General features: G+C 66.9%; 23 protein-coding genes. 9 read left to right on the top strand and 14 right to left on the bottom strand.

From position 1 onward, the window contains the following. The first annotated feature begins 8 nt into the window (after nt 1–8). Nucleotides 9–1,889: an FAD-dependent oxidoreductase gene (locus tag GS424_RS05815; protein WP_160943019.1), complete on the top strand. Its 1,881-nt coding sequence runs from the start codon at nt 9–11 to the stop codon at nt 1,887–1,889. A gap of 94 nt (nt 1,890–1,983) precedes the next feature. Here the strand turns inward: GS424_RS05815 and GS424_RS05810 are convergent, their stop codons facing one another. Next, nucleotides 1,984–2,256, bottom strand: a complete 273-nt coding sequence (locus GS424_RS05810) for a helix-turn-helix domain-containing protein (RefSeq protein ID WP_160943020.1) — start codon at nt 2,254–2,256, stop codon at nt 1,984–1,986. Further along, nucleotides 2,253–2,603 (bottom strand): type II toxin-antitoxin system RelE/ParE family toxin, encoded by a 351-nt coding sequence (locus GS424_RS05805; RefSeq protein WP_160943021.1) that lies wholly within the window; start codon nt 2,601–2,603, stop codon nt 2,253–2,255. Before GS424_RS05805 ends, GS424_RS05810 begins: the two co-directional genes overlap by 4 nt. 491 nt (nt 2,604–3,094) lie before the next feature. Here GS424_RS05805 and GS424_RS05800 point away from each other — a divergent pair, with 491 nt between their 5' ends. Next, nucleotides 3,095–3,562 carry a hypothetical protein gene (locus GS424_RS05800; RefSeq protein WP_160943022.1) on the top strand — a complete coding sequence of 156 codons (468 nt, stop codon included), beginning with the start codon at nt 3,095–3,097 and terminating at the stop codon, nt 3,560–3,562. A gap of 290 nt (nt 3,563–3,852) precedes the next feature. On the opposite strand, the gene GS424_RS05795 is transcribed toward GS424_RS05800, so the two are convergent. The 6 genes from GS424_RS05795 to GS424_RS05770 all read right to left on the bottom strand — a co-directional run bounded on the left by GS424_RS05795 (nt 3,853) and on the right by GS424_RS05770 (nt 9,942). Next, a complete protein-coding gene (locus tag GS424_RS05795) occupies nt 3,853–4,515 on the bottom strand; it encodes an amino acid ABC transporter permease (protein ID WP_160943023.1) in 663 nt (220 codons plus the stop codon). Further along, entirely contained in the window at nt 4,515–6,221 is a 1,707-nt protein-coding gene (locus tag GS424_RS05790; protein WP_160943024.1) for an ABC transporter permease subunit, read from the bottom strand. The genes GS424_RS05795 and GS424_RS05790 overlap by 1 nt, the downstream gene beginning before the upstream one ends. Then, nucleotides 6,214–7,038, bottom strand: coding sequence for a transporter substrate-binding domain-containing protein (locus tag GS424_RS05785; RefSeq protein WP_160943025.1), 825 nt, complete (start codon nt 7,036–7,038; stop codon nt 6,214–6,216). Before GS424_RS05785 ends, GS424_RS05790 begins: the two co-directional genes overlap by 8 nt. Nucleotides 7,039–7,045: 7 nt before the next feature. Continuing rightward, nucleotides 7,046–7,777 (bottom strand): amino acid ABC transporter ATP-binding protein, encoded by a 732-nt coding sequence (locus GS424_RS05780; RefSeq protein WP_160943026.1) that lies wholly within the window; start codon nt 7,775–7,777, stop codon nt 7,046–7,048. 219 nt (nt 7,778–7,996) lie between these two features. Further along, nucleotides 7,997–9,169: an ABC transporter permease gene (locus tag GS424_RS05775; protein WP_160943027.1), complete on the bottom strand. Its 1,173-nt coding sequence runs from the start codon at nt 9,167–9,169 to the stop codon at nt 7,997–7,999. Continuing rightward, nucleotides 9,166–9,942, bottom strand: a complete 777-nt coding sequence (locus GS424_RS05770; protein ID WP_160943030.1) for an ABC transporter ATP-binding protein — start codon at nt 9,940–9,942, stop codon at nt 9,166–9,168. The genes GS424_RS05775 and GS424_RS05770 overlap by 4 nt, the downstream gene beginning before the upstream one ends. A 217-nt stretch (nt 9,943–10,159) precedes the next feature. On the opposite strand from GS424_RS05770, the gene GS424_RS05765 reads away from it, so the two are divergent. After that, nucleotides 10,160–12,271, top strand: coding sequence for a transporter substrate-binding domain-containing diguanylate cyclase (locus GS424_RS05765; RefSeq protein WP_193666552.1), 2,112 nt, complete (start codon nt 10,160–10,162; stop codon nt 12,269–12,271). 25 nt (nt 12,272–12,296) lie between these two features. Here the strand turns inward: GS424_RS05765 and GS424_RS05760 are convergent, their stop codons facing one another. Then, nucleotides 12,297–13,643 (bottom strand): DUF1385 domain-containing protein, encoded by a 1,347-nt coding sequence (locus GS424_RS05760; RefSeq protein ID WP_160943032.1) that lies wholly within the window; start codon nt 13,641–13,643, stop codon nt 12,297–12,299. Nucleotide 13,644: 1 nt separating this feature from the next. Then, nucleotides 13,645–14,325 (bottom strand): FAD-dependent thymidylate synthase, encoded by a 681-nt coding sequence (gene thyX / locus GS424_RS05755; protein ID WP_154334154.1) that lies wholly within the window; start codon nt 14,323–14,325, stop codon nt 13,645–13,647. A gap of 112 nt (nt 14,326–14,437) precedes the next feature. On the opposite strand from thyX, the gene GS424_RS05750 reads away from it, so the two are divergent. Beyond that, nucleotides 14,438–15,346, top strand: coding sequence for a class I SAM-dependent methyltransferase (locus GS424_RS05750; RefSeq protein ID WP_160943033.1), 909 nt, complete (start codon nt 14,438–14,440; stop codon nt 15,344–15,346). Between the two features lie 42 nt (nt 15,347–15,388). Here the strand turns inward: GS424_RS05750 and GS424_RS05745 are convergent, their stop codons facing one another. Continuing rightward, a complete protein-coding gene (locus tag GS424_RS05745; protein ID WP_160943034.1) occupies nt 15,389–16,078 on the bottom strand; it encodes a flavin reductase in 690 nt (229 codons plus the stop codon). A gap of 105 nt (nt 16,079–16,183) precedes the next feature. After that, nucleotides 16,184–16,930, bottom strand: coding sequence for a P-loop NTPase family protein (locus GS424_RS05740; RefSeq protein ID WP_160943035.1), 747 nt, complete (start codon nt 16,928–16,930; stop codon nt 16,184–16,186). A gap of 115 nt (nt 16,931–17,045) precedes the next feature. Here GS424_RS05740 and GS424_RS05735 point away from each other — a divergent pair, with 115 nt between their 5' ends. The 5 genes from GS424_RS05735 to GS424_RS05715 all read left to right on the top strand — a co-directional run bounded on the left by GS424_RS05735 (nt 17,046) and on the right by GS424_RS05715 (nt 22,458). Next, on the top strand, nt 17,046–17,879 hold the full coding sequence (locus tag GS424_RS05735) for a DUF364 domain-containing protein (protein ID WP_160943036.1): 834 nt from the start codon (nt 17,046–17,048) through the stop codon (nt 17,877–17,879). Nucleotides 17,880–18,076: 197 nt separating this feature from the next. Further along, nucleotides 18,077–19,183: a FecCD family ABC transporter permease gene (locus GS424_RS05730; protein ID WP_160943037.1), complete on the top strand. Its 1,107-nt coding sequence runs from the start codon at nt 18,077–18,079 to the stop codon at nt 19,181–19,183. Then, nucleotides 19,180–19,962: an ABC transporter ATP-binding protein gene (locus GS424_RS05725; protein ID WP_160943038.1), complete on the top strand. Its 783-nt coding sequence runs from the start codon at nt 19,180–19,182 to the stop codon at nt 19,960–19,962. The genes GS424_RS05730 and GS424_RS05725 overlap by 4 nt, the downstream gene beginning before the upstream one ends. Before the next feature lie 36 nt (nt 19,963–19,998). Next, on the top strand, nt 19,999–21,147 hold the full coding sequence (locus GS424_RS05720) for an ABC transporter substrate-binding protein (protein WP_160943039.1): 1,149 nt from the start codon (nt 19,999–20,001) through the stop codon (nt 21,145–21,147). Between the two features lie 96 nt (nt 21,148–21,243). Further along, the gene (locus GS424_RS05715; RefSeq protein WP_160943040.1) at nt 21,244–22,458 is read left to right on the top strand and encodes a molybdopterin molybdotransferase MoeA; all 1,215 of its coding nucleotides are present in this window, start codon (nt 21,244–21,246) and stop codon (nt 22,456–22,458) included. 107 nt (nt 22,459–22,565) lie between these two features. On the opposite strand, the gene rpmE is transcribed toward GS424_RS05715, so the two are convergent. Together rpmE and rhaD are read right to left on the bottom strand one after the other, a co-directional pair. Further along, nucleotides 22,566–23,030 carry a 50S ribosomal protein L31 gene (gene rpmE, locus GS424_RS05710; protein ID WP_154334162.1) on the bottom strand — a complete coding sequence of 155 codons (465 nt, stop codon included), beginning with the start codon at nt 23,028–23,030 and terminating at the stop codon, nt 22,566–22,568. Nucleotides 23,031–23,146: 116 nt separating this feature from the next. Then, nucleotides 23,147–24,049: a rhamnulose-1-phosphate aldolase gene (rhaD, locus tag GS424_RS05705; protein WP_160943041.1), complete on the bottom strand. Its 903-nt coding sequence runs from the start codon at nt 24,047–24,049 to the stop codon at nt 23,147–23,149. Nucleotides 24,050–24,059: the final 10 nt, after the last annotated feature.

Genomic DNA, 24,059 nt, shown 5'->3' with positions numbered 1-24,059 from the left:
GAGGATTCATGGAAACCACTGTTGAAACCGCTCGGACGGGAAGCCTGACGCGTCGAGGATTTCTGACGGGAGCCGTAGCCGTCGGCGCCGCCTCGGCGCTCGGATTCGCCGGATGCGCGCCCGGCGCGACGAGCGCCGCCTCTGCCGAGAGCTCCCCCGCGGACGTGAGAACGTACACGGGTTCCGGCGCGGGACGCATGGGCGACATCATGGTGAAGGTGGGCATTGCCGACAACGTCATCGCGTCCGTGGAGGTCATCAAGCAGCACGAAACGCCGATGATCGCGAACTCGGCCCTTTCGCGCATCCCTCAGCTGGTCGTGCGAAACCAATCGCTCGACATCGACGCCGTCACCGGCGCCACCATCACGAGCTTCGGGCTCAAGGAGGCCATCGGCAACGCGTTGTCGCAGGCGGGACTGAGCGAAAAGGACTTGGCCAAAACCGGCAAGGACGACGGCATCAAAGCGGAGGAGCCCATCGAAGCCGATATCGCCGTCGTGGGCGGGGGGCTTACCGGCCTCGTTGCCGCCGTGCGAGCGCTGCAGAACGGCAAGCGGGTCGCCTTGTTCGAGGAAACGGCTCACCTGGGCGGATCATCCTGCGTTTCGGACGGATGGATCACGGGAGCCGACACCATCATGGAGCGCGCGGAGGGAATCGAGGACTCGGCAGACCAGTTCTACGCGTTCCTCACGCAAGGCAGCGAAGATCCGGCTATCGTCCCCTATCCCGAGATCACCCGCACGTACGCCGAAACATCCGGACCCCTCATGGACTGGCTCGACACGTACGTCAACGTGGATTTCGGCGAGCGCAAGGGCGGCTACGGCCTGTACACCCCGCCCGATCAGCCCCGCATATACGGCGTGAACAACGGCGGCGGATCGATGGACATGGCCCTCATCGAGCTGATCCAGAGCGGCATCCGAGAAGGCAACGCCTCCGTCGTTCTGGAAGCGCGAGCCACGAACATCCTCAAGGACGACGGTGCCGTAAGCGGCCTTGAGATCACCTACGCCGACGGCACGGTGAAGGAGTTTCCGTTCAAGGCCGTCATCATGGGGACGGGCGGCTACAGCCACAACCAGGACATGATGCCGTACGCGAATTGCGGCACCTGCTCGCCGTCCACCGCGTCGGGACACGGTTGGGAACTCGCCGAAAACGCTGGAGCCTGCATGCTGCCTCCTTCCATCTACGCGCCGTACGCGGGCGGCATCCCCAACGCGGGGTTCGAGATGCGATACCAAGCGAACCTCAAATTTCCCGGCGCCATTTGGGTGGGCTTGGAAGGCACCCGCATGGCCAACGAGGACGTGCCCCTCTTGGCGAAGGGCGCATGGGGCAAGGCGAGCGACAACGTCGGCTACGTGGTGTTCTCCGACGCGCAGCGCATTGACGGATTGCGGCCCATCGTGCTCACGAGCTACCTGGAAGGCGAGCTCACGCCGTGGCAAAGCGCCGAGCTGCTGGACAGCCTCGTGGACGAAGGCAAAGTGGCCTGGAAGGCCGACTCGGCGGTCGAGCTGGCGAGGGCGGCGGGAATAGACGAGGCCGCGTTCGCGCAAACGATCGAAACGTACAACGGATACTGCGACGCGGGAAACGATGCCGATTTCGGACGCACGGGGCTGCAGAAGCTCGAAGGCGCGTTGTACGCCCTCAAGACCGTCCCCTATCAGCTGCAATGCACGGGCGGCATCCGCGTGAACGCAGACGCGAACGTGCTGGACGCAAGCGAGCAGCCGATTCCGGGCCTCTATGCCGGCGGCGAGGCCATCGGCATGCGTCAAAGCTCGGCCGGCGGACAGGGCGGCTGCGGTCTGGGCAACGCCGCAACCTGGGGCTACATCGCCGCCGATTCCGCAAGCGCCTACGTGGGCTAGAGATGCGCGAACGCCCGGCCGGCCCCTCCCCGGTCGGGCGTTCGCACCTCGAACGAGCAAGCCCCACCAAGGCGACCGCGCCGCATCCGCCGCGTCAGACGAAGCTGATCCTGAGCTTCTTGCCGAGGCCTTCGGCCACGCGCTGAAGCGTTTCGATCGTGGGGTTCGCGTTGCCGGACTCCAGGCGCGCGAACGCGCTCTGCTTCATGCCGCACCGCTGCGCCAGCTCGCGCTGGGTGAGGTCCTCTGCGGCCCGCGCCGCGATGATGGCGTCGACGACGTCGTAATACGGCTGCAAGCGCTCGTACTCGGCGGCATATTCCGGGTCTTTCATCTGTTCCGCATGGTATTCGCTGAGCGTGGTCATAAAGGCCGCCTCTCTTCCCAATCCCGTTTATACCTCCGCGCGCGTCCGAGCTCCAACCGCGGCGTTTTATTCGTCTTCTTGATAAAGCCGTTCGTCACGATGATCCTACGCCCTTCATAGAAGAAGTAGAACACCCGAACGATGTCGTTCGGGTGTCCGATCCTCAACTCGAAAAGGCCCTTTCCCACATGCTTGGCGTAGGGTTCGCGCAGCTCGATATTGCGTTGCTCAAGCTTTGTCAAATCGCCGACCATCTTCGATCGCAGTTTCGGCCTGAGCGCATCCATGAATTCCCGAACCGGCTCCGAACCGTCCGCCTTACGATAGAACACCACCTGGAAGTCCATAGTCCCCTTCTCCAAGCAATCCGAGTATATAACATTTATGTTATATCGTCAACGCAACTCCGCCCTTTCTATGATAGCGACGCCGTCTTACGCGCAGATGGTGCAGATCACCATGGAAAGTCTTCTCGATCCAGCGCGGTTCCCACGCGCTTCCCACGCGCCTTCACCGCGCCGCACCCGCGGATCGCACGCGCATTCGACGCCGGATGCGCGCGAATCCAACGCCGATCCCACGCAGCGCGGCAGGGCGGCGGCGCGCTCGTCGCGCACGCGTCGCATGCGCACTTCCGGAAATAGGATGGGGATTTCGTCACCGTGCGTTGAAGATGCTGGGGGTGTTTTGTGAAGCGGCCGCAACTCGGGTACCCTTGGACGCACGGGATGAGCCGCCGAATCGCCGCACCGCTGAAACCTCGTCGCACCATGAACGGAGCAGCGGCGGCGTCCCGCCGAACGCACGGCCCGTCGGGCCGACAAACGGGAGGTATGCCATGAAACGAGTTCTGGGCGTGTTCCTCGGGCTGATCGCCCTCGTCATCGTCGGCATCGTGGGCGTGTTCGCCCTCTCGGGCACCGACGCGGGTCCCGTGAGCGACCTCGTCAACGACGCGAAGGCGGCCGCCACGAACGCCGCCATCGACGCCACCGGCCTCAAGGACAAGGCGAAGAGCGCCCTCGAGGACAACAAGGCCAACATCGCCGCCGCAACGGGCCTCAGCGAGAGCCAGGTGGATCAGGCCATCGACGAGCTCAGCATCGACGAGTGGCAGGCAGCCTCGCTGCCCTCCTCCGCCACGGCCACCGGCACCATCGACGGCAGCGCCGCCGGCGTGGACGGCACCATCACCACCTACGACGATCCGGGCTACATTTCCATCGAAGCCTACGGCCAAACGGTCACGCTCGCCGTGCCCGAAAGCGCGCAGAACTACCTGCCCTACCTCGCCTACGTGCAATAGCGGCGGCGACCAAGGCAAGCGGCGCGGGACCGAACGGCTCGCTGCGCGACTCGGGTTCCGTTTCGCGCGCTTTTTCAGGGATCCGTCTGCGGCAAAATCGGATTTTTGGCAGTGTTTTCACGTTTTGAACTCCGCGAGAAAACACCCGATCGTTAAGCCGTCGGCAAAATGCCTGGTCGTCTCACCGCCTCCGTGAGAAACTCGTTTTCCATACTGCCAAAAACCCGATTTTTCCGCAGATCGGCCCGCCTCCGCTATCCGCGCCCGCGGCGCTCCGCCCGGGATGGCGCCTACGCGGTGCGGGCTTCCTTCAACCTACGCTGGTAGGCGCGCACGATCTGAGACAGTGTGAAGCACACGATGAAGTAGATGAGGGCCATGATGCCGAAAATGGCGAATATCTGCGTCGTGGAGTTGTAGCTGTTCATGAGGATCATGCCGCGGCCCATGAGCTCCTGCAGCGCCATGGCGCCCCACAGGTAGCTCGTGTCCTTGATGGTGGTCACGAACTGCGACAGCAGCGCGGGCACCATGTTGCGCAGCGCCTGCGGCAGGATGATCACCGCGTAGGTCTGCACCGCGGAGAACCCCTGCGACTTGGCGGCCTCGTACTGGCCGTGCGGCACGCTGGCCAGGCCGCCGCGCACGATCTCGGCCACGCTCGCGCTGGTGAACAGCGTGAACGCCAGCACGGCCGCGCCGATGGGCGGCAGCTGCGCCACGAAGAACGTGAACATGATCCACAGCAGCAGCGGCGTGTTCTTGAATATCTCGATGTACACGGTGGCGATGCCCCGCAGCACGCGGGCGTTCGACGTGCGCATGACCGAGATGACGGTGCCGAGCACCACCGAGCAGAGGATGGCCAGGGCGGAGATGAGCAGCGTCATGCCGAGCCCCTGCAGCAGGAAGCGCATGTTGACCCACGTGAACAGGGCGGCGATGTCGCTCATCAGCGCTCCTTTCCCCCTTCGTCGGTCGTGGCGGCCTCTTCGCCGTCGGCGAGCTCGGCGCGCTCCACGTCCATGGAGCGCTCGTCGGTCTCGGCCGCCTCCTCGGCGTCCTCGAGCGCCGCGTCCGCCTCCTCGTCGAGGCGCACGTCGTCAGGCTGCACGGTCTGGGGGCCGCCGGTCTCGTCGGCCCGCTCGCGCGCCTCGCGGCGCTCGCGGCGTTCTTCCCGATGCTCTTCGCGACGCTCGCGACGGCCCTCGCGCCCTGCGGCGCTCTCGGCCTCGGCGTCGAAATCGGCCTCGTCGTGCGGTGCGCGCACCTGGGCGATGCGCTCATCGGGCTGCTCCAGCTCGCCCGGCAGGTAATCGTTATCCAAGAAAGCCTCCTCTCCCAGCTCCGCGCGGTCGCGGACCTGGTCGCGCGCGGCCTGCGCCTGCACGCTTTCGTCAACGCGACGCCTGACGTCGCTCGTGATACGGTCGCTCGTCACCGTCTCGGCCCGCGAGGCCAGCGCCTCGTCGGCCTCGGGAGAACGGCGGCGCGCCTGCCCGTCGCGCGCGCCTTCGGCGGCGGCGTCGGGCGTCGTGGGCACGGCGGCGCCCATCTGATCGTGATCGCCCTCCACGCCGCGGCGCGCGGCGACGCGGCGCTCGAGGCGCCGGTGCGCCTTCACGCGCCCCGACTTCGTGCGCATGGCGCGCGCGGCCCGCTCCTCGTCGCCGTACTCGTCGGCGATCTCCTGGGCGATCTCGCGCCCGATCTCGTCGGCGATCTCGGCGGCCTGGTTGCCGGTGAAGGTCTGGTCGTACGGGTTCTCCGGCGCCACGCCCGGCTCGAGCGCGTCCTCGGCCAGCGCGTGCAGCGGGTGGCGCGGCGAGGGCGCCACGCGCGCCGGCGCGATGTCCACCGTGCCGTACATGGTCTGCACGCCGCCGGCCATCGCGTCGGCCGCCGCGCGGCCGGTGATGTCGTGCGTGCCCGGCGTGACCTCCATCGTGTCCTCGGCCAGCGCCTCGGTGGCGTCGCCCGTGGACACGTGCTTGTGGGCGCGGGTGCGGCGCTCGAGGTACAGCGCCAGGCGCGACAGCGGGAAGCAGATGACGAAGTACAGCAGCGCCGCCACCACGTACACGGGGCCGTAGTAGCTCGTCGCGCCGGCGAACGAGTTCGAGAAGTACATGAGCTCGCCGCCCGCAATGAGCGCGAGCACCGACGTGTTCTTCACCAAGTTGGCGGCCTGCACGGCAAGCGGCGGCATGATGATGCGGATGGCCTGGGGCAATATGATCACGAACATCGACTGCCAGTACGAGAAGCCCTGGCTCTTCGCCGCCTCGAACTGCCCGCGGTGGATGGAGCCGATGCCGGAGCGCACCACCTCGGAGATGTAGCCGCCGTGGTAGATGCCGATGGCCAGCACGCCGATCCAGAACGCGGCCAGCGACAGGCCCAGCAGCGGGAAGATGGCGTAGAACACGAACACCTGCAGCAGCAGGGGCACGTTCTGCACCACCTCGACGTACACGCGGGTGATGCCGCGCAGCACGGGGATGCGCGACACCGACAGCACGCCGAACACGATGCCCAGCGCCAGCGCGATGACCAGCGCCAGCACCGAGATGCCCACCGTGGTGCCGAACGCGGCCAGGATGTCGGGCCAGCGCTCGAACAGCGCCTCCCATTTGTAGGGCGCGAAGATATCAAGCATGCGACGCGCCTCCCTCGTCCTCGCCGGCGGGCGTCTCGGTCGAGAGCCCCCACCGCTGCTGGAGCGCGGCCAGCGTGCCGTCGTCCTGCATGCCGGCGATGGCGGCGTCCACCTGGTCGGCCAGCTCGGTGTTCGACTTCTTCGTGGCCACGCCGTACTCCTGGGGCGCGAACTGCGCGTCCAGCAGCATGGTGGAGTTGTCCACGTAACCGTTCAGGATGGAGCGGTCCACCGAGAACGCGTCGACGCGGCCGGTGACCAGCGCGATCTTGATCTCGGGATACGTCGAGTACTCGGCGAAGTTCATGTGGATGCCGATCTCGTCGCCGGCGGCGGTCAGCTTGTCGCGCGTCGTGGCCGACAGCGCCACGCCCACGGTCTTGCCGTCCAGGCCCGCCAGGTCGACGATGCCCGACGACTTCTTCACGAGCACGCCGATGTGGTCGGTGTAGTACGGGCGCGAGAAGTTGTAGCTCTTCTTGCGCGCCTCGGTGATGGTGAACGTGGCCAGCGTCGCGTCGAGCGTGCCGTTGTCGAGCATCGCGCCGCGCGTGGTGACGTTCACGCCGGTCACCTTGAGCGCATCGGGGCTGCCCTTGATGCGCTTCGCCAGCTCGCGCGCGATGTCCACTTCCATGCCCTCGATGTTGCCCGTCTCGGGGTTCTGGAAGCCGAAGCCGGGCACGTCGATCTTCGTGCCCACGCGCAGCACGTTGGGGTCTGCCGCGCAGCCGGCGAGGCCGCCCGCCGCCCCGCCGAGCGCGAGCGTCGCCGCGGCCAGCGCCGACGTGCGGATGAATGTCCTTCTCGTGATCATGGCGCGCCTACAAGATCTTCGACAGGAAGCTCTTGACGCGAGCGTTGTCGGTTTCGTCGAACAGGTAGTGCGGCGTGCCCTGGTCCACCACGAGGCCGTTCTCCATGAACACGACCTTGTCGGCCGCCTCGCGCGCCAGGCCCATCTCGTGGGTGACCATGACGATGGTCATGTTCGTCTCGGCCAGCGACTTGATGACGTCGAGCACCTCCTGCACCATCTCGGGGTCGAGCGCGCTCGTGGGCTCGTCGAGCAGCATGATCTTGGGGTGCATGTTGAGGGCGCGGGCGATGGCCACGCGCTGCTGCTGGCCGCCGGAGAGCTGGTCGGGGTACTTGTCCATCTTGTCGACGAGCCCCACGCGCTCGAGGTAGGCGCGGCCGTCGCGCTCGGCTTGCTCGCGCGGCACCTTCAGCACCTTGATGGGAGCGAGCGTCACGTTCTCCAGCACGGTCTTGTGCGGGTAGAGGTTGTAGCTCTGGAACACCATGGCCACGTCGCGGGCGAGCGCACGGGAGTTCACTTTGCGGTCGGACAGGTTCATGCCCTCGACAACCACGGTGCCCGAGTCGGGCACCTCCAGGCCGTTGATGCAGCGGATGAGCACGCTCTTGCCCGAGCCGGACGGCCCGATGACGACGACCTTCTCGCCCTCGGCCACGTCGAGCGACACGCCTTTGAGCGCCTCGACCGCGCCGAAGTTCTTCCGAATGTCCGTTACCGTGATAGCTTGAGCCACGCTTGACGCCTCCCGTATGGTTCTAGGCCGCGATCTACAAGGGGCGCCGCGGTCGACTGATCGATGTTGGAATGCACCGATCAGTCTAGCATGCACGGCATCTTCCCAGATGACAGGGAGGTTACGAGACTTTGACGATAGCGAAATCGGTCGCTTTCAGCGCGAAACCGGCAGCGCGCCCCGCCTGTCGCGCGACGGCGGGCGGGGCGCGCGAAGGGCCTAGCGGGCGAACATGAGGCGCTCGCTGTCGAACATGCGCTGCAGCACCGCCACGCCCACGGCGGTGTACACGAGGTTGCTGGCCACGCAGGCCACCACGTTGATCGGCTGGAAGTCGAACGAGAAGATGCCGATCATGCACTGCACCGAGTTGTACAGCGGGACGAGGTAGTAGGCGATCTCCGTCTTCGCGTCGCCGAACATGCCGAGGATGCCCACGAGCATGACCACGATCATGAGCGGCGTCAGGAACATCGTGGCCTCCTTCACCGACTTGGCCAGCGTGGACACCACGGTGATCAGCATGACGATGAGGAGCGTCGTCGACAGGATGACGAGCGCCAGCAGCAGGTAGTCAGCCGGGCCGTACACGTTCATGTCCACGGCCCCCTGCATGATGCTGGGCAGCCCCGCGAAGATGCCGAGCGCACTCGACGCGGCGATGAGCAGGCCGATGACGGTGATGGCCAGCACCTTGCCCAGCGCGATGTCGCGCCGGTTGATGGGCGTGGCCAGCAGCGTCGCCATCGTGCCGCGCTCCTTCTCGCCCGCCACCGACTCGGCCGCGATGGACATGACGCTCGTGAACACGAGGATGAGCAGCAGGAGCGGCACGATGGACACGACGAGCGTGCCGGCGATGTCGCGCTCCTGGGCCACGTCGTAGCCGCCCTCGCCCGCGTTGACGTCGAAGCGGTTCGACAGCGACGACTCGTAGGCGTCCAGCATCCCGGCGAACGACGAGTACGCCTGGCTGGAATCGGGGTCGGTGGAGTTGAAGTAGATCTCCACCTGCGGCGCCGGCGCGCCCGACGCGGGGTCGTACGCCGCCACGTCGGCATCGAAGCCGTCGGGGAACACGGCGAAGGCCTTCACGTCGCCCTGCTCGATGCGCTCGCGCATCTCGTCGGCATCGGGCAGCGCGCTCTCGGGCACCGCGTCGATGCCCGCGGCAGAGGCGAGCGCCTCGATGCTGGCCGGCTCGTTCACCACGGCCACCACGGGCCGCTTGCCGTCGTCGGGGTTGAACATGCCGCCCATGGCGTCGCCCATGAACGTCCACATGAAGAAGATCAGCAGGCCCGGCAGCGCGATGGACACGAACGCCGAGGCCTTGTTGCTGAAGAAGCGCGCCAGTTCCTTGCGCGCGATGGTGAGGGCGCTGCTTTTCACGAGGCCTCACCCACCGTCTCCGCGTACAGGTCGAAGAACGCGTCCTCGAGCGAGCGATCGCCCGCCACCTCCGGCAGCGTGCCCGAGGCCACCATGCGCCCGTCGATGACGATGCCCACGCGGTCGCACACCTTCTCCACGAGGCTGAATATATGCGTGGACAGGAGCACCGTCTTGCCCTCGGCGGCCAGCTCCAGCAGGAAGTCGGTCACGGTCTTGGCCGTGAGCACGTCGAGGCCGTTCGTGGGCTCGTCGAAGATGATGACGCGCGGGTCGTGCACGAGCGAGATGGCCAGCGACGCCTTCTGCTTCATGCCGGTGGACAGGTCGGCCACCTTCGTCTGGGCGAAGCGGTCGATGCCGAACCGCTCGAACAGCGCGCGTTTGCGCTCGTCGCGCACGGAGGCGTCGACGTGGTGCAGCTCGGAGAAGAAGTCGAACAGGTAGTCGGGCGAGAAGGTGTCCTCCAGCTTGAGCTCGCTCGTGAGGAAGCCGATGAGGCTGCGCACGCGCGTGGCGTCGGACACGACGGACGCGCCCTCCACGAACGCGTCGCCCTCGTCGGGCTTCACGAGCGCGGCCAGCATGCGCAGCGTCGTGGTCTTCCCGGCGCCGTTGGGGCCGAGCAGCCCGTAGATCTCGCCGCGGTACACGTCGAACGACAGGCCGTCGACCGCGGTCTTCACGCGCGCGTCGGTGCGCTCGAGCTTGCGTTGCTTGGCGGAAAGCCTGAACGATTTCCGCAGTCCTCGTGCGGATAGGGCAGATTCCATCGGCTCACCTCTCTGAGTCGAATCGGGAACGGTTCCGCATGAGTATAACAGTGAGGGGGGGGGGGGCAAGCATATTTTGAGGATCGGCTCACTGCCGGCTTGCGACGACGTTTGGTATATACTTCTCGAATCGGGGCACGCAGAAGGTTCGCGCAAGACGATGATCCGCCAGGAGGTGCCATGAAACAGGCTTCGGCACGATTCGCTCCCATAGCGCTTGCCTTCGCGTTCGCTTTCGGTCTGCTGGCAGGGACCGCGCAACCCGCTTTCGCTGAACAGCAGACCCCCCCCCCCCCCCGCTTCAGAGCATCGCACGGTACGCGTCGCCTGGCCAGACCAACCGGGGCTGACCGAAGTCGACGAAAACGGCGTCTACTCCGGCTACACCTTCGAGTATCTTGAACAGATCGCTCAGTTCACCGGCTGGGATTACGAATTCGTGCATGTCGAAGGTGACATCAACACCCAATTAGTCACGTTCCTCGGCATGCTGGAAACCGGCGACGTGGACATCGTGGGAGCCATGAGCTACAGCGACGCCCTCGCGCAACTCTACGATTACGCCATCAATCCCTACGGCACCGCGCACACGTCGTTGCTCGCCTCCGACGACAACTACGACATCACCGACGTGAACATCTATCAGCAACGCAAGCTGCGCGTGGCCTTCCTGGGATCCTCGACGAAGAGCACCGCCGCCGTGCAGGCGTTCTGCGACATGAACGGCATCGAACTCGAGCACGTCGAATGCGGCAGCGCCGACGAGCAGGTCGAAGCCGTCTTATCCGGACGCGCCGACGTGCTCACGGGGGTGGATATAAGCCCCGAGAAAGGCATGCACGTCGTGGCATCGCTCACGCCCAACCCCTTCTACTTCGCAACCACCAAGGGAAACCAAGACATCGTCTCCTCTCTCAACGAAGCCATCGTGCAGATCGAGAAGTCCGATCCCACGTTCGGCACCGAGCTGTACGAAAAGCACTTCAACAGCTCCCAGAAGTCGCAGGGTCTCTCGAAGGACCTGCGCGCATTCGTCGCGCAATCCGACACGGTGCGCGTCGGCTACCTGGCGGGCGCGGCCCCCATCCAGGATTTCGACGACGTCACGGGCGAGCCCACCGGCGCGTCCAAAACGGCGCTCGACTTCATCGCGACGTACACGGGGCTCTCCATCGAGTACGTCCCCATCCCAAGCCCGGATGACTGGAGCGCCACGATCAAGCAATACGACCTCGACGTGATCGTCGGCATCGCGCGCGATGCCGAATTCGCCCGAACCTACCGCCTTTCGCTCAGCACCCCGTACCTGTCGTCCTACCAATGCCTCGTCGTGCGCGACGGCGCCGACGCCTCGGACCTCGACGGCCAGCGCCTCGCGGTGTCCAAGGGAGCCGTGGGAAGAGAGGCCGCCGCCGACAACGTCCTGATCTTCGAGACGATAGAAGACTGCATCAAAGCCGTGAGCGCAGGCGACGCCGACTACACCTACGCTGAAGGCTTTACCAGCTCGTACCTCATCAACACCGGGAACCTGAACAACGTCACCTCCCTGGTGAACGCCGACGTATCGAACGATCTCTGTTTTGCGTTTTCCCCCGACGCAGACTCCCTGCTGCTGCGCGCTTTCAACGAGGCCATCCGCGAGATGCCCGCCGGAACCGTCAGCGACAGCGTCTACAGAGAGATCCTGCAGGATGAGCAAATAACGGTCGCTCAATTCGCCGAGGCGTACGCGAAGGAGATCGCCATCGGCGGCGTCCTGGTCATCATCGTCGTCGCGTTGACGGCGCTGTACGTGTGGAGCCGCTCGAAAGCACTCGCCACCACCCGAGCGGAGAAAGAGCGGCTTGAAGCGATTGCCGAGCAGGACGGCCTCACGGGGCTGCTCGGCGTTGGAGCATTGCGGGAACGGGCGCACGAATTGGCCGCGCGCAAGGAGATCGGCGGTTTCGTCGTCATCGACATAGACGACTTCAAGGACATCAACGACACGTACGGGCACAAGGCGGGCGACGAAGCGCTCTGCATGCTCGCGCGCACGCTTGAAGAAGCATTTCGGGAAAACGACGCGATCAGCCGTTTCGGCGGCGACGAATTCGCCGTGTGCCTCAAGGGCCCCCTCAGCAAGGAGGCCCTCAAGCAACTCTGCGAGACGCTGGTCGAGCGCGTTCGCACCAGCTCGATCGCCCAGGGGCGCCCCTTCACCGTGAGCGTCGGCGCCTTCCGATCGACGGAGGGCGATGAGGGCTACCTCGACCTGTACGACTGCGCGGACAAAGCCATGTACGAGGCCAAACGCTCGGGCAAGGGGCGCTTCGCCATCGCTTGATCGCGCATTCGAAGCGCCCCTCCCCTTACGAAACGGACGGAGAAGGATCCGGGTCGGGCGCGTCGGAGAAGGCGGGCGCGTCGGCGCCGACGGCGGCTTTCGCGTCCTCGGCCTGCTCGCGCTCGAGCACCTTCTGCATGGCGGCGATGGCGCACTCGATCTGGCCGTCGTCGGGCTCGTTCGTGGTGAGGTACTGCATCTGCATGCCCGGCCACAGCACCACCTTCACGAGCGGGTTGTCGGGGTGGCCGCCCGCCCACTTCACGGTGATCTCGTAGGAGATGCCCGCGATGATGGGCATGAGCAGGATGCGCACGAGGATGACGAGCGCGAGCTTCGGCGCGCCGTCGGGCACGCCCCACATCTCGATGAGCCCGTTGATGGGCGTGATGGTGTACACGAAGATGGCGATGACCATGACCATGATGAGGAACGCCGTGCCGCAACGCACGTGCAGGCGCGGGAAACTGCGCGCGTTGGCGGCCGTGAGCGGCAGGCCGTGCTCGTAGCAGTGGATGGTCTTGTGCTCGGCGCCGTGGTAGCCGAACATGCGCTTGATCTCCTGCATGCGGCCGATGAGCCACAGGTAGAACACGAACACGGCCACGCGCAGGAGGCCGTCCACGATGTTCCACAGCACGGTGTTCTGGTCGTACTCGCCCACGATGAGGTTCGTGATGAACGCCGGCGCCACGATGAACAGCACCACGCCCAGCACGAGGCCGAGCACCATCGAGACGGCCATCTCCTTCTTGCCGAACTCCACCTCCTCGTCCATGAAGGACTTCTTGGCGGGCTGAGGCTCGGGTTCGGACTCGGACGGAAGCTCGGGCTCGTCGACCACCTCGAGCGTGCGCTGCGCCCCGAGCGCGTCGATCATCGTGTCGGGCCGCCCGAAATCGTCCTTCCAGGAGAAGGAGGAGCCGGAGGCGTCCGCGCCTCCGTTCCTTGCGCTCGCGGAAAGGGTCGCCTCGCCAGCAAGCTCATCGGCGAGCGCAACAGGGGAAGCTGCGGATTCGTCAGTCTCCGCAGGGGAAGCCGCAGCTCGATCGCTTGCAGGCCCCTCCTCCCCCTCTTCCGCGAACGCGTGCAGCGCGGCGATCTCGAGCGCCTTGTACCCCAGCACGAGCGACTCCACGAGCGCGCGGCAGCCGCGCACGAGCGGCCAGTGCATCCAGCCGTTCTTGTTGCGGCCCGAGGCCAGGTCGTGCTCTTCCACGTAGATGTCGCCGCCCGGCTCGCGCACGGCCACCGACCAGTTGTACTTGCCGCGCATCATGATGCCCTCGATGAGCGCCTGGCCGCCGACGTGCGTCTTGAGCGCGCCGTCTTCGGAGAACGCGCGCGACAGATCGCTCCTCTGCTCGCCCATGCTAGTCCCTCTTCACACGCGGGTACGGGTTCCCGCAGGTCATCTTGCCCTCGGGGCAGTTGCCGCGGATGCAGGGCGCGCCCGCGTCCATGAAGATGAACGGCGCCGTGGGCTTGGCCAGCTCCAGCATGCGATGCGCCATGTCGCGGATCTCCCACTGCGCGCGGTTGCAGCAGCGCAGGGAGAAGAAGTGCAGCAGCTCGCGCACGTTCATCGTGATGACGATCTTCGTCTCGGCCGCGTTCGGCAGCAGGTAGCGCGCGTCCTCGGCGGGGATGCCGGCCGCCAGCAGCTTCTCGTACGCCTCGATGGCGGCGGCGATGGCCTCGTCGAACACCGCGTTCGTCTCCTCGCTCGCTCTCACGCTGTCGGGCTTCACCGTGGCCAGGCCGTCCGTGAACTTCACGTAGCGCTGGCTCTGCTGGTTGAAGCTGGCGATGCGATGGCGCACCAGCTGGTGCGTCAGCGCGCGCGAGACGCCGTCCACCGCGAACGTGTAGCTGGCATGCTCGAGCGTGGACGTGTGACCTGCGCTCATGATGGTGGACAGCACGCTTTTCACGCGCTCCTCCGGCATGGTCTCCATCAGCTCGGCCGCGCCGACGGGCGCGTAGCACAGGCGCGCGGCCGTGGCGATGGCGCGCTCGGGGTCGGGCGTGTGGTACAGAAGTTCAACTTGCATGGGATGAATGCTCCTCGCTTCGAGATAAATTCGGCGGTTCGCGCGCACAGAGGCGTTCTCTTTCGCTAGTATAGTACCCGAAGCCCCCAACCAGCGAAGCGAGAGGCGCGCCATGCCCGAAAACAACACGTCCCAGCCCTTCGTCCCCCAGCTCACCACCCGCGACTGGAACGACGAGTGGAAGCAGCTCCAACAGGCGCGACGCCGGTTCGACGACGCGTCCTACTGGGACAAGCGCGCGTCCACGTTCACCACGAAGGACGCGCCGAACCCCTACGTCGAACGGTTCCTCGAGCTCGCCGGCATCCGCGAGGGCGAGACGGTGTTCGACATGGGCTGCGGCACGGGCGCGCTGTCGGTGCCGCTGGGCAAGCGCGGCACGAAGGTGGTGGCGGCCGATTTCTCGCAGGGCATGCTCGACCAGATGCAGGCCATCCTCGATGCCGAGGGCATCCGCACCGTGTTCCCCAAGCGCATGAGCTGGTCGGACGACTGGCCGGCCCACGGCGTGCGCCCCGGCATGGTGGACGTGGCGCTGGCCTCGCGCTCGGTGGCCACGGCCGACCTGCGCGACTCGCTGCTGCGCCTCACCGACGTGGCGCGCCGCCGCGCGTGCGTCACGCTGGCCACGGGCTCGTCGCCGCGCACCGACGAGCGCATCCTCAACGCCATCGGCCTCTCCAGCGTGCTCGGCCGCGACCATCTCTACGCGTTCAACATCCTCGCGAACGAGGGGCTGCGCCCCGAGGTCGCCTACATCGACAGCGAGCGCACGGACACCTTCGACTCCCTCGACGACGCGTTCGGCGTGTTCACCCGCATGGTGGACGACGCCACCGCGGCGTTCATCGGCGCCGAGGAGCGTGCCGCGGCCATCGCCCGGCTGCGCACGTGGCTCGAGGAGAACCTCGTGGCCAACGAGCGCGCGGGCCTGCCCGACAAGAAGGGGCTTCCGGAGAAGCCCCTGCGCCTGCGCGAGCCCCGGACGGTCACCTGGGCCTTCATCGCCTGGAACAAGTAAAACGTCCCGAAGGGGGCAGCCCCTTCGGGACGTTCGCGCGTCCTACAGCTCGATGCGCTCGAACATGTCGGGGCCCACGCTGCACACGGGGCAGGTGAAATCGTCGGGCAGCTCGTCGCCGTACTCGATATGGCCGCACACCTTGCAGCGCCACGCGTACTTCGGCTTCGGAGCCTCCGCATCGCCTGCGGCGCCCGCCGCGGCCGTGGGCGCCGCATCGGGCGCGTCGGGCAGGTAGCTCGAGGCCTTCGGCGGCGTCTTCCCGCCTTTCACCTGGTGGTAGTAGGCGTACGTCATCGGGTCGCCCGCGCACACCTTCGCCGCCTCCTCCACCTCGCCGATGTAGAGGATGTGCGTGCCGAGGTTCACCGCCTGGGTGACGCGCACCGAGAAGCGCGCGACGCACTGCTCGGCCACGTAGGGCACGCCCGCCGCGTCGACGGCCGTCTCGCAGGCGGCGAACTTGTCGGTGTCGGCGCTGGAATGGAAGCCGAACGTGCCGATGAGCTCCATCGTCGTCTCCTGCGCCAGGCACGACACGGTGAAGCGGCCGGAGTCCAGGATGACGTCGGTGGTGGCGTTCTCCTTGTTCAGCGCCACGCTCACCTGCAGCGGCGACGACGTGACCTGCTGAAACGTATTGGCGACGCAAGCGGCCTTGCGTTCCCCGTCCGTCGCGCCGATGATGTAGAGCCCGTAGCTCAAACTGAAGAACGCGGTTTGATCGATCATGGTAGGCCTTTCCCCTGCTCTCGTTTACTCTGCTAATAATGATAATCATTCTCATTAAGGAACGCAAGCGATCGGCGCGATCGGGCGACGAGCGGCGCGCGACTCTCACGCCGAGAGGCCGCATGCCGCCCGCACGAGGGCGCGGGCGCGCTCGTCGGGGGCGAGCACCTCCGCGCCGCCCCAGGCGGCGGCGAAGCGCTCCTCGGCGCACGGGCACAGCCAGTCGCGCACCACCGCGAGCGCATGGGGGAAGCCCGACGCGGGCCCCCGCTCCAGCAGCGCCGTCGCCGCGGTCAGGCCGCCGTCGCGCATGAGCTCGAGCCGCCCCAGCTCGTCCACCACGAGCAGCCCGGGTCGCGTCTCGCCCGCCCGGAATGTTTCACGTGAAACATCTGTTTGCGCGAACGAATGTTTCACGTGAAACATTCGCGCAGGATCCGCAGGGCTCTCGGGGTTCTCGGGGTGCGTGCGGCGCGCATCCCCGCGCGCGAGGGCGTCGAAGTGGGCGTTGACCCGCGCGATGGCGTCGTCGGAGATCTCCCAGGCCAGCTGGGCGGCGGCGCTCTGGCTCGTCGGGTCGAACGACCCCTCCGCCAGCGCGAGGTCGCGGCGCCGGGCGAACGCGACGCGCTCGCCCGCGGGCAGCAGCACGTTGTCGATGCCGAGCTTCTCGAAGCGGCCCTCGCCCGCCAGCCCGCGCTCGCCCGACGCCTCGTGCGGCGCGCGCTCGCGCCACACGCCGGGGGCCAGCACGCCCGCGACGGCCACGCCCTCGCCCGCCAGCTCGTCCGCCAGCGCGCCGAGCCAGCGCGTCTTGCCAATCTGCACGTCCCCCGTCAACAAGAACAGCATCGCCCGGCGCAGCCCCTTTCCTGGTTGTTTATTCTCGAACGTATATTATACTCTATCGCACAGCGAAGAGCGGCGGCGCCGTGGACGGGCGCCGCCCCGAGAAGAGAGGCCCGCCATGGAATCTCCCGAGAACCGCGTCATCAGCTTCCCCGGAACGTACGACGACGCCACCCCGTGGAAGCTGTACAACCGTCTGATCGGGGGCATTCCCGACGATCTCGTCGTGCGCGACTACTGCCTGGGAACGCATTGGTCCTACGTCGAGGCCGACTGCGGCATGGGCGTGAGCTTCACCTGCAAGGGCGGCGCCAAGCGCGCCTGCAAGCAGGACCTGCGCGGCGTGCCGCTGCGCGCGATGGCCGAGCTGGCGAAGTCGTGGTGCTTCGAGGAGGCCACGCTGGGCGTGGCGGCGCTCAACGCCTACTACGCGCGCAAGGAGCTGCTCGACCCGCTCGGGGCAACCTACGACGAGCCCGTCGAGCTGCCCGACGGCACCGTCCGCAAGATGGACGCGTTCGAGCTGTACCGCCCGCGCATCGAGCGCTCCGCGGGCAGGCGCGTCACGGTGATCGGCCACTTCCCCCACGTCGACCGCATCGCCGCCTACGCCGACCTCACGGTGCTCGAGCGGAACTGCACCCAGGAGCTCGACACGCCCGACCCCGCGTGCGAGTACGTGCTGCCCGGCACCGACTTCGCCTTCATCACCGGCGTCACCCTCATCAACAAGACCGCGCCGCGCCTGCTGGAGCTCGCGAAGAACGCGACCACCGTGTTCGTGGGCCCCAGCGTGATCATGACGCCCTCCCTGTTCGAGCAGGGCGCCGACGCGCTGGCCGGCAGCGTGGTGGCCGATCCGGAGAAGGCGCGCTTCGCCGTGCAGAACGGCGCCGGCCAGTTCTTCGGCGAGGCGTTGCAGATGACCTTCGTCGCGCGCGAGCGCGCCTAGCCTCCGCTCCCCGTCCGAATACCCGTACAGATGTTTCACGTGAAACATCTGTACGGAACCGCCCTGCGTTGCCGCCTTTATTGTATTCAATTGATAATAATTGTGTTTTAGTATATATTGCTCCCAGTATTATTCTCGATTGCACATCATGGGGGACGAGAGCAATAGAAGCTATTGAAGAAACGTTAGACGAGGGGATGGGAGGTGCTGCTGATGCCGGAAGCATCAGCAGCACCGAGGGGGTACCCCCTCGGACGCGCGACGGCGAGGCGGAGGCCCGATGCGCGTCCCGCCGCAACGCGCGGCGCGGCACGCTCATCCTGATCGCGCTCGGCGTGCTCGTCGTGGTGAGCACGCTCGCCTCGCTCATGCTCGGGCGCTACCCCATCACCCCCATCGAGGCCGTCGGCATGCTGGCCAACCTCGCCTTCCCCATCGACCCGTTCTGGACGTCCCAACAGGAGACGCTGTTCTTCCAGGTGCGCCTGCCGCGCATCGCGCTCGCGCTCATGGTGGGCTGCAGCCTGGCGGCCGCCGGCGCCGCCTACCAGGGCACCTTCCAGAACCCGCTCGTCTCCCCCGACATCCTCGGCGCCTCGCAGGGCGCCGCGTTCGGCGCCGCGGTGGCCATCCTGCTGGGGCTCGGCTCGCTCAGCATCTCCGTCTTCGCGTTCGCCTGTTCCATCGCCGCCGTGCTGCTGGTGCTGGCCATCGGCACCCGCGCGAAGGGCAACCACCTGCTCATCGTGGTGCTGGCGGGCGTCATGGTCAGCTCGCTGTTCCAGGCGGGCGTCTCGTTCACGAAGCTCATCGCCGACCCCACCGACCAGCTGGCCGCCATCACGTACTGGCTCATGGGCAGCCTCACCGGCGCGAAGTGGAGCGACATGGCCTTTTCCCTGGGCCCCATCGCGATCGGCCTCGCGGTGCTGTTCGCCCTGCGCTGGCGCATCAACGTGCTCACCATGGGCGACGACGAGGCCTCCACCATGGGCGTGAACGCGCGCCGCGTGCGGCTCATCGTCATCATGGCCGCCACGCTCGTCACCGCCGCCAGCGTGTCCATCTCGGGCATGATCGGCTGGGTGGGCCTCGTCATCCCCCACTTCGCGCGCATGATCGTCGGCTGCGACTACCGCAAGCTGCTGCCCGCGAGCATGCTCATGGGGGCCAGCTTCCTGCTCATCGTCGACGACGTGGCGCGCCTCGTGGCCACGTCCGAGATACCCATCGGCATCCTGACCGCCTTCGTCGGAGCGCCGTTCTTCCTGTATCTCATCACCAGGAGGAAGCAGGAGCTGTGAGCATCGACGTCGAACACCTCAACTTCTCGTACGGCAGCCACCACGTGCTGCGCGACCTGAGCTTCCGCATTCCCGACAACACGCTCGTGAACGTGCTGGGGCCCAACGGCGTGGGCAAGTCGACGCTGTTCCGCTGCATCCTGTGCCTCAACAACGGCTGGACGGGAAGCATCCGCGTGAACGGGAAGGACCTGCGCACGATATCCATCCGCGAGCGCGCGAGCGAGATCGCCTACATCCCCCAGTCGCATTCGTCCACCTACGCCTACGACGTGCTCGACGTGGTGCTCATGAGCGCCGGCGGCGGCATCGGGCTGTTCTCCACGCCCAAGCGCATGCACGTCGACCGCGCCTGGGACGCGCTCGAGCGCGTGGGCATCGCGCATCTGGGCCATCGCCCCTACACGCAGATATCGGGCGGCGAACGGCAGCTCGTGCTCATCGCGCGCGCCATCGCGCAGAATGCGCGCACCATCATCATGGACGAGCCCACGAGCGCGCTCGACTACGGCAACACGGTGCGCGTGCTGTCCACCGTGCGTCAGCTCGCCCGCGAGGGCATGAGCATCGTCCAATCGACGCACCAACCCGACCAGGCGTTTTTGTACGCAGACCAGACGCTCGTCATCAACGAGGGCCGCGTGCACGCGTTCGGCGACCCCAAAGACGTCATCACCAAGGAGCTGGTCAGCACCATCTACGACGTGGACGTGGAGGTCAATTCCCTATACGGCGACAAGGTGCGCGTGTGCGTGCCTGTACGCGAGATAGAGCGTTAGAAGCAAGGCAACAGAGGTTGACGAAAGGAAGAATCTATGGGAGGGATTACCGCAAAGAACACGCTGCGGGCACGGCGCCTGCTGGTCGCGGGCATGCTGTGCCTGGGGCTGGCGTTCGCGCTGAACGGATGCTCGCAGACCCCGTCGCAGGACGCGCCCGCAAGCACGGACGGCGCGGCGCAGACCGATCAGGCGACGCAGAACGAGACGCGCACGTTCACCGACTCGGCCGGGCGCACCGTCGAAGTGCCCGCGCAGATCGACCGCATCGCCCCGGCCGGCCACACCGCCACGCAGATCCTGCTGACGATGGCGCCGGAGAAGATGGTGACCGTCTCGCAGGAGCTCACCGCCGATCAGGCGAAGTACCTGGGCTCCGACTACGCCGAGCTGCCCGTGACCGGCGCCGCCTTCGGCGCGAAGGGCGACCTCAACAAGGAAGCGGTCGCCGCCTCCGGCGCGCAGATCCTCATCGACACCGGCGAGCTCAAGGACGGCATCAAGGAGGACCTCGACACGCTGCAGGAGCAGCTGGGCATCCCCGTGGTGGTCATCGAGACGAAGATGGAAGACTACGGCGCAGCCTACGAGATGCTGGGCGAGCTGCTGGGCATGGAGGACCGCGGCAAGGAGCTGTCCGACTACTGCAAGGCCGCCTACGACGAGACCGTGTCGGTCATGGACAAGATCCCCGAGTCCGAGCGCGCGAACGTGGCCTACCTGCTGGGCGACAAGGGCACGAACACCATCGCGAAGGACTCCTACCAGGGCCAGGTGGTCGACCTCGTGGCCAACAACGTGGCTGAGCTGGGCGAGGTGTCCGGCAGCGGCGCCGGCGTGGAGATCAGCATGGAGCAGCTGGCGCTGTGGAACCCGCAGGTCATCCTGTTCGCCGAGAACAGCATCTACGACACGGTGGGCTCCGACGCCGCCTTCGCCGACCTCGACGCCGTCAAGTCCGGCACGTACTACGAGGTGCCTAACACGCCGTGGAACTGGCTGAACAGCCCTCCGACGGTGAACCAGGTGCTGGGCATGCAGTGGCTGCCGCGCCTGCTGTACCCCGAGCAGTACGATAACGACCTGTACGAGACGGTGGCCGGCTACTTCAAGACGTTCTACGGGTACGACCTGAGCGAATCCGAGTTCGACGAGATCGCCGCGAACGCGCAGCCCAAGGCCTAGCGCCTCGTCCTGCGACCCGATCGCACCCCTGCGGAAAGCCCGGCGCGCGCCGGGCTTTCCTGCTATCATCGTGGAAAACCGACCTAGGAGATGCATATGGGAGAGAAGATCATGGACGGCTTCCCCTCGCGGGAGGAGGCGCTCGCCGACTTCTTCGCCGCATGGGAGCCGGTGCGGCGCGTCGAGCACGTCGCGCTCGACGACGCGGTCGGGCGCGTGCTCGCCGAGGACCTCGTGTCCGCGAACACGCTGCCGGTGGTGCGCGCCTCGTCGTTCGACGGCATCGCGGTGAAGTCGGCGGCCTTCGCGAACGGCCTGCCCGACACGAGCGGCTGGAAGCCCGGCGCGGACTACGTGCGCGCCGACACCGGCGACGACTTCCCCGACGCGTTCGACGCCGTGGTGATGATCGAGAAGGCGGCCGTTCAGGAGGACGGCTCGGTGGTGCTCGACGACGACGTGACGGTCGAGCCCGGTTCGGGCGTGCGGGCGTCAGGTTCCACGCTGCGCGCGGGCGAGCCGCTCATGAGCGCCGGCAGCGTCATCCGCCCCACCGACCTGGCCGCACTCGCCATGGGCGGCGCCACGATGGTGCCCGTGCGCGTCAGGCCGCGCGTGGCGTTCATCCCCACGGGCAGCGAGCTCGTGCCCGCCGGCATCAAGCCGCGGCGCGGGCAGAACGTGGACACGAACAGCCTCATGTGCAAGCACCTCCTCATCGAGTACGGCGCCGAGCCCGTGGTGTTCCCCCTCGTGCACGACGATCCTGCCGAGCTCGAGCGCGCCTTCGAGGCGGCGCTCGCCACCGCCGACGTCGTGGTGGTCAACGGGGGCTCGGCCCTCGGCGAGGAGGATTTCAACGTGAGGCTGATCGAGCGGCGCGGGCGGGTGGTGCACCACTACATCGCCGCCGTACCGGGGCGGCCGCTCATGATGGCCGTGGTGGACGGCAAGCCGGTCGTCGACCTCCCCGGCCCCACCATGGCCGCCTACTTCGGCTCCGAATGGTGCCTGCAGGCGATCACGGCGCGCATCCTGGGAATTCCGCCGCACCGCCGCCCCGTCGTGCGGGCGCGGGCGGACGCCGCGAAGACGAGCATCCCCAAGATGGCGAACATCGCCCGCGTGCGCCTGACGCGCGACGACGAGGGCTACGTGGCGCACTTCCTCAACTTCAAAGCCGGAGAGCTGGCCGCGTGCATGACGTCGAATGCCCAGCGCGTCTCGCCCCTCGGCGAAGCGGGATGGGACGAGGGCGACCTCCTCGAGGTGGAGCTGCTGCGCGGCGAGGAGTTCATCGAGGAGGGGTAGTCCAGCCCCGAGCGGCACATCACCACGCGCCCTCACCCCGAAACGCACGAACGCCCGGTCATCGACCGGGCGTTCGTCTTGCTTGCAGCAGAAGCGGCGCAGATGCGCTATTCGGCGGCAGGAGCCTCCTCGACGAGGGCGTCGACGGCGGCGGCTTCCTCAGCCGTAGCCTCGACGGCGGTCTCGGCGGCAGCCTCGACCTCAGCGGCCTTCTTGGCATCGGCCTCGGACTTCTTGGCGAACTCCGCGGCGCGCTTGGCCTTCTCGGCGGCCTTCGCGTCGCGCTCGGCCTTCTTCTTGGCCTCGGCCTCGGCGACGGCAGCGGCACGCGCGGCCTTCTTGGCGGCCTCGCGCTCGGCCACGGATTCCTTCGCCGCGGCACCGAACTTGTCGGCGAAGCGCTGGACGCGTCCACCGGTGTCGACGAAACGCTGCTGGCCGGTGTAGAACGGATGGCACACGTTGCAGATGTCGATCTTCAGCTCAGGCTTCGTCGAACGCGTCGTGAACGTGTTGCCGCAGCTGCACTTGACCGTGCACTCCACGTATTCCGGATGAATACCCTGTTTCATTATGGTTCTCCTTTACGGGCCTTGGTTTCCGACCAAGGCGAAGACAAGCTTTTGTACTATAGCACAGCCGCCCGGCGAACGCACGCGATTTCTCAGGAAATCCCTTCCCTCGCCTCCTACAGGAACGCCTCGTTCACCGGGAGGTTGTAGGCGGCGGCGATGCCGCGCAGGCCCTCGTCGGGGATGGCGCTGGCGAACCGGTCGCTGCCGCCGTTCATCGCGCGGGCCTGGGCGTAGATGGTCGCCGCCTTGTCGATGGTGTGCGCCAGCCCGAACGTGGCGTCGAAGTCGGGGCCTGCGCAGAACAGGCCGTGGTGCGCCCACACGCACGCGTCGTACGTGCGCATCGCATCGGCCGTGGCGTCGGCGATCTCGGGGCCGCCCGGCACCATCCACGGCACCACGCCGATGCCCTTCGGGAACGCGATCATGCTCTCCATCAGCATCTTCCACAGCGCGCGCGTGAACGTGCGCGCGTCGAGCGGCAGCACGTTCGTCAGCGCCACCACGTGCGCGGGGTGCGCATGATACAGCACCCGGCCCGCGTTGCCGGCGACCTCCTTGCGCACCGACTGGATGGCCGCATGGCTGGGGAACTCGCTCGTGGGCACGCCGCCGTTCTTGAAGCCCCACACGATGCGCCACGCGTCGCCTGCGGCGTTGACCTCCACGATGCCCGCGCCCGCGTCGGGGTCGAGCGCCACGTTGCGCATGTGCGCGCCCGCAGCCGTCACCAGGAAGAACTCGCCGCCCAGGTTGGCGGCCTGCACGCCCAGCGGCACCCACGAGCTGGGGTTGTCGTAGAAGAACGAGCGGCTGGACGCCACGTCCTCCGGCGTGAGCCGATACGACGCGTTGCCGCCGTTGCTCTCGTGCCAGCCCTGGCCCGCGCCGTCGCTGCATAGGCGCGCGAACCCTTTCACGAACGCCTGCTGCTCCACGGCCACGCCCGAGACGGCGCCCTTCGCCGCCGACACGCCGCGGTCGAGCACTTCCTGCGCGTTATCGAAGAAACCCATGATCAACTCC

Origin of the sequence: Eggerthella guodeyinii (assembly GCF_009834925.2) — a bacterium.
GTDB classification, from domain to species: domain Bacteria; phylum Actinomycetota; class Coriobacteriia; order Coriobacteriales; family Eggerthellaceae; genus Eggerthella; species Eggerthella guodeyinii.
The sequence above is the reverse complement of the archived record's forward strand: the minus strand, read 5'-3'. Positions and strand labels throughout refer to the sequence as shown.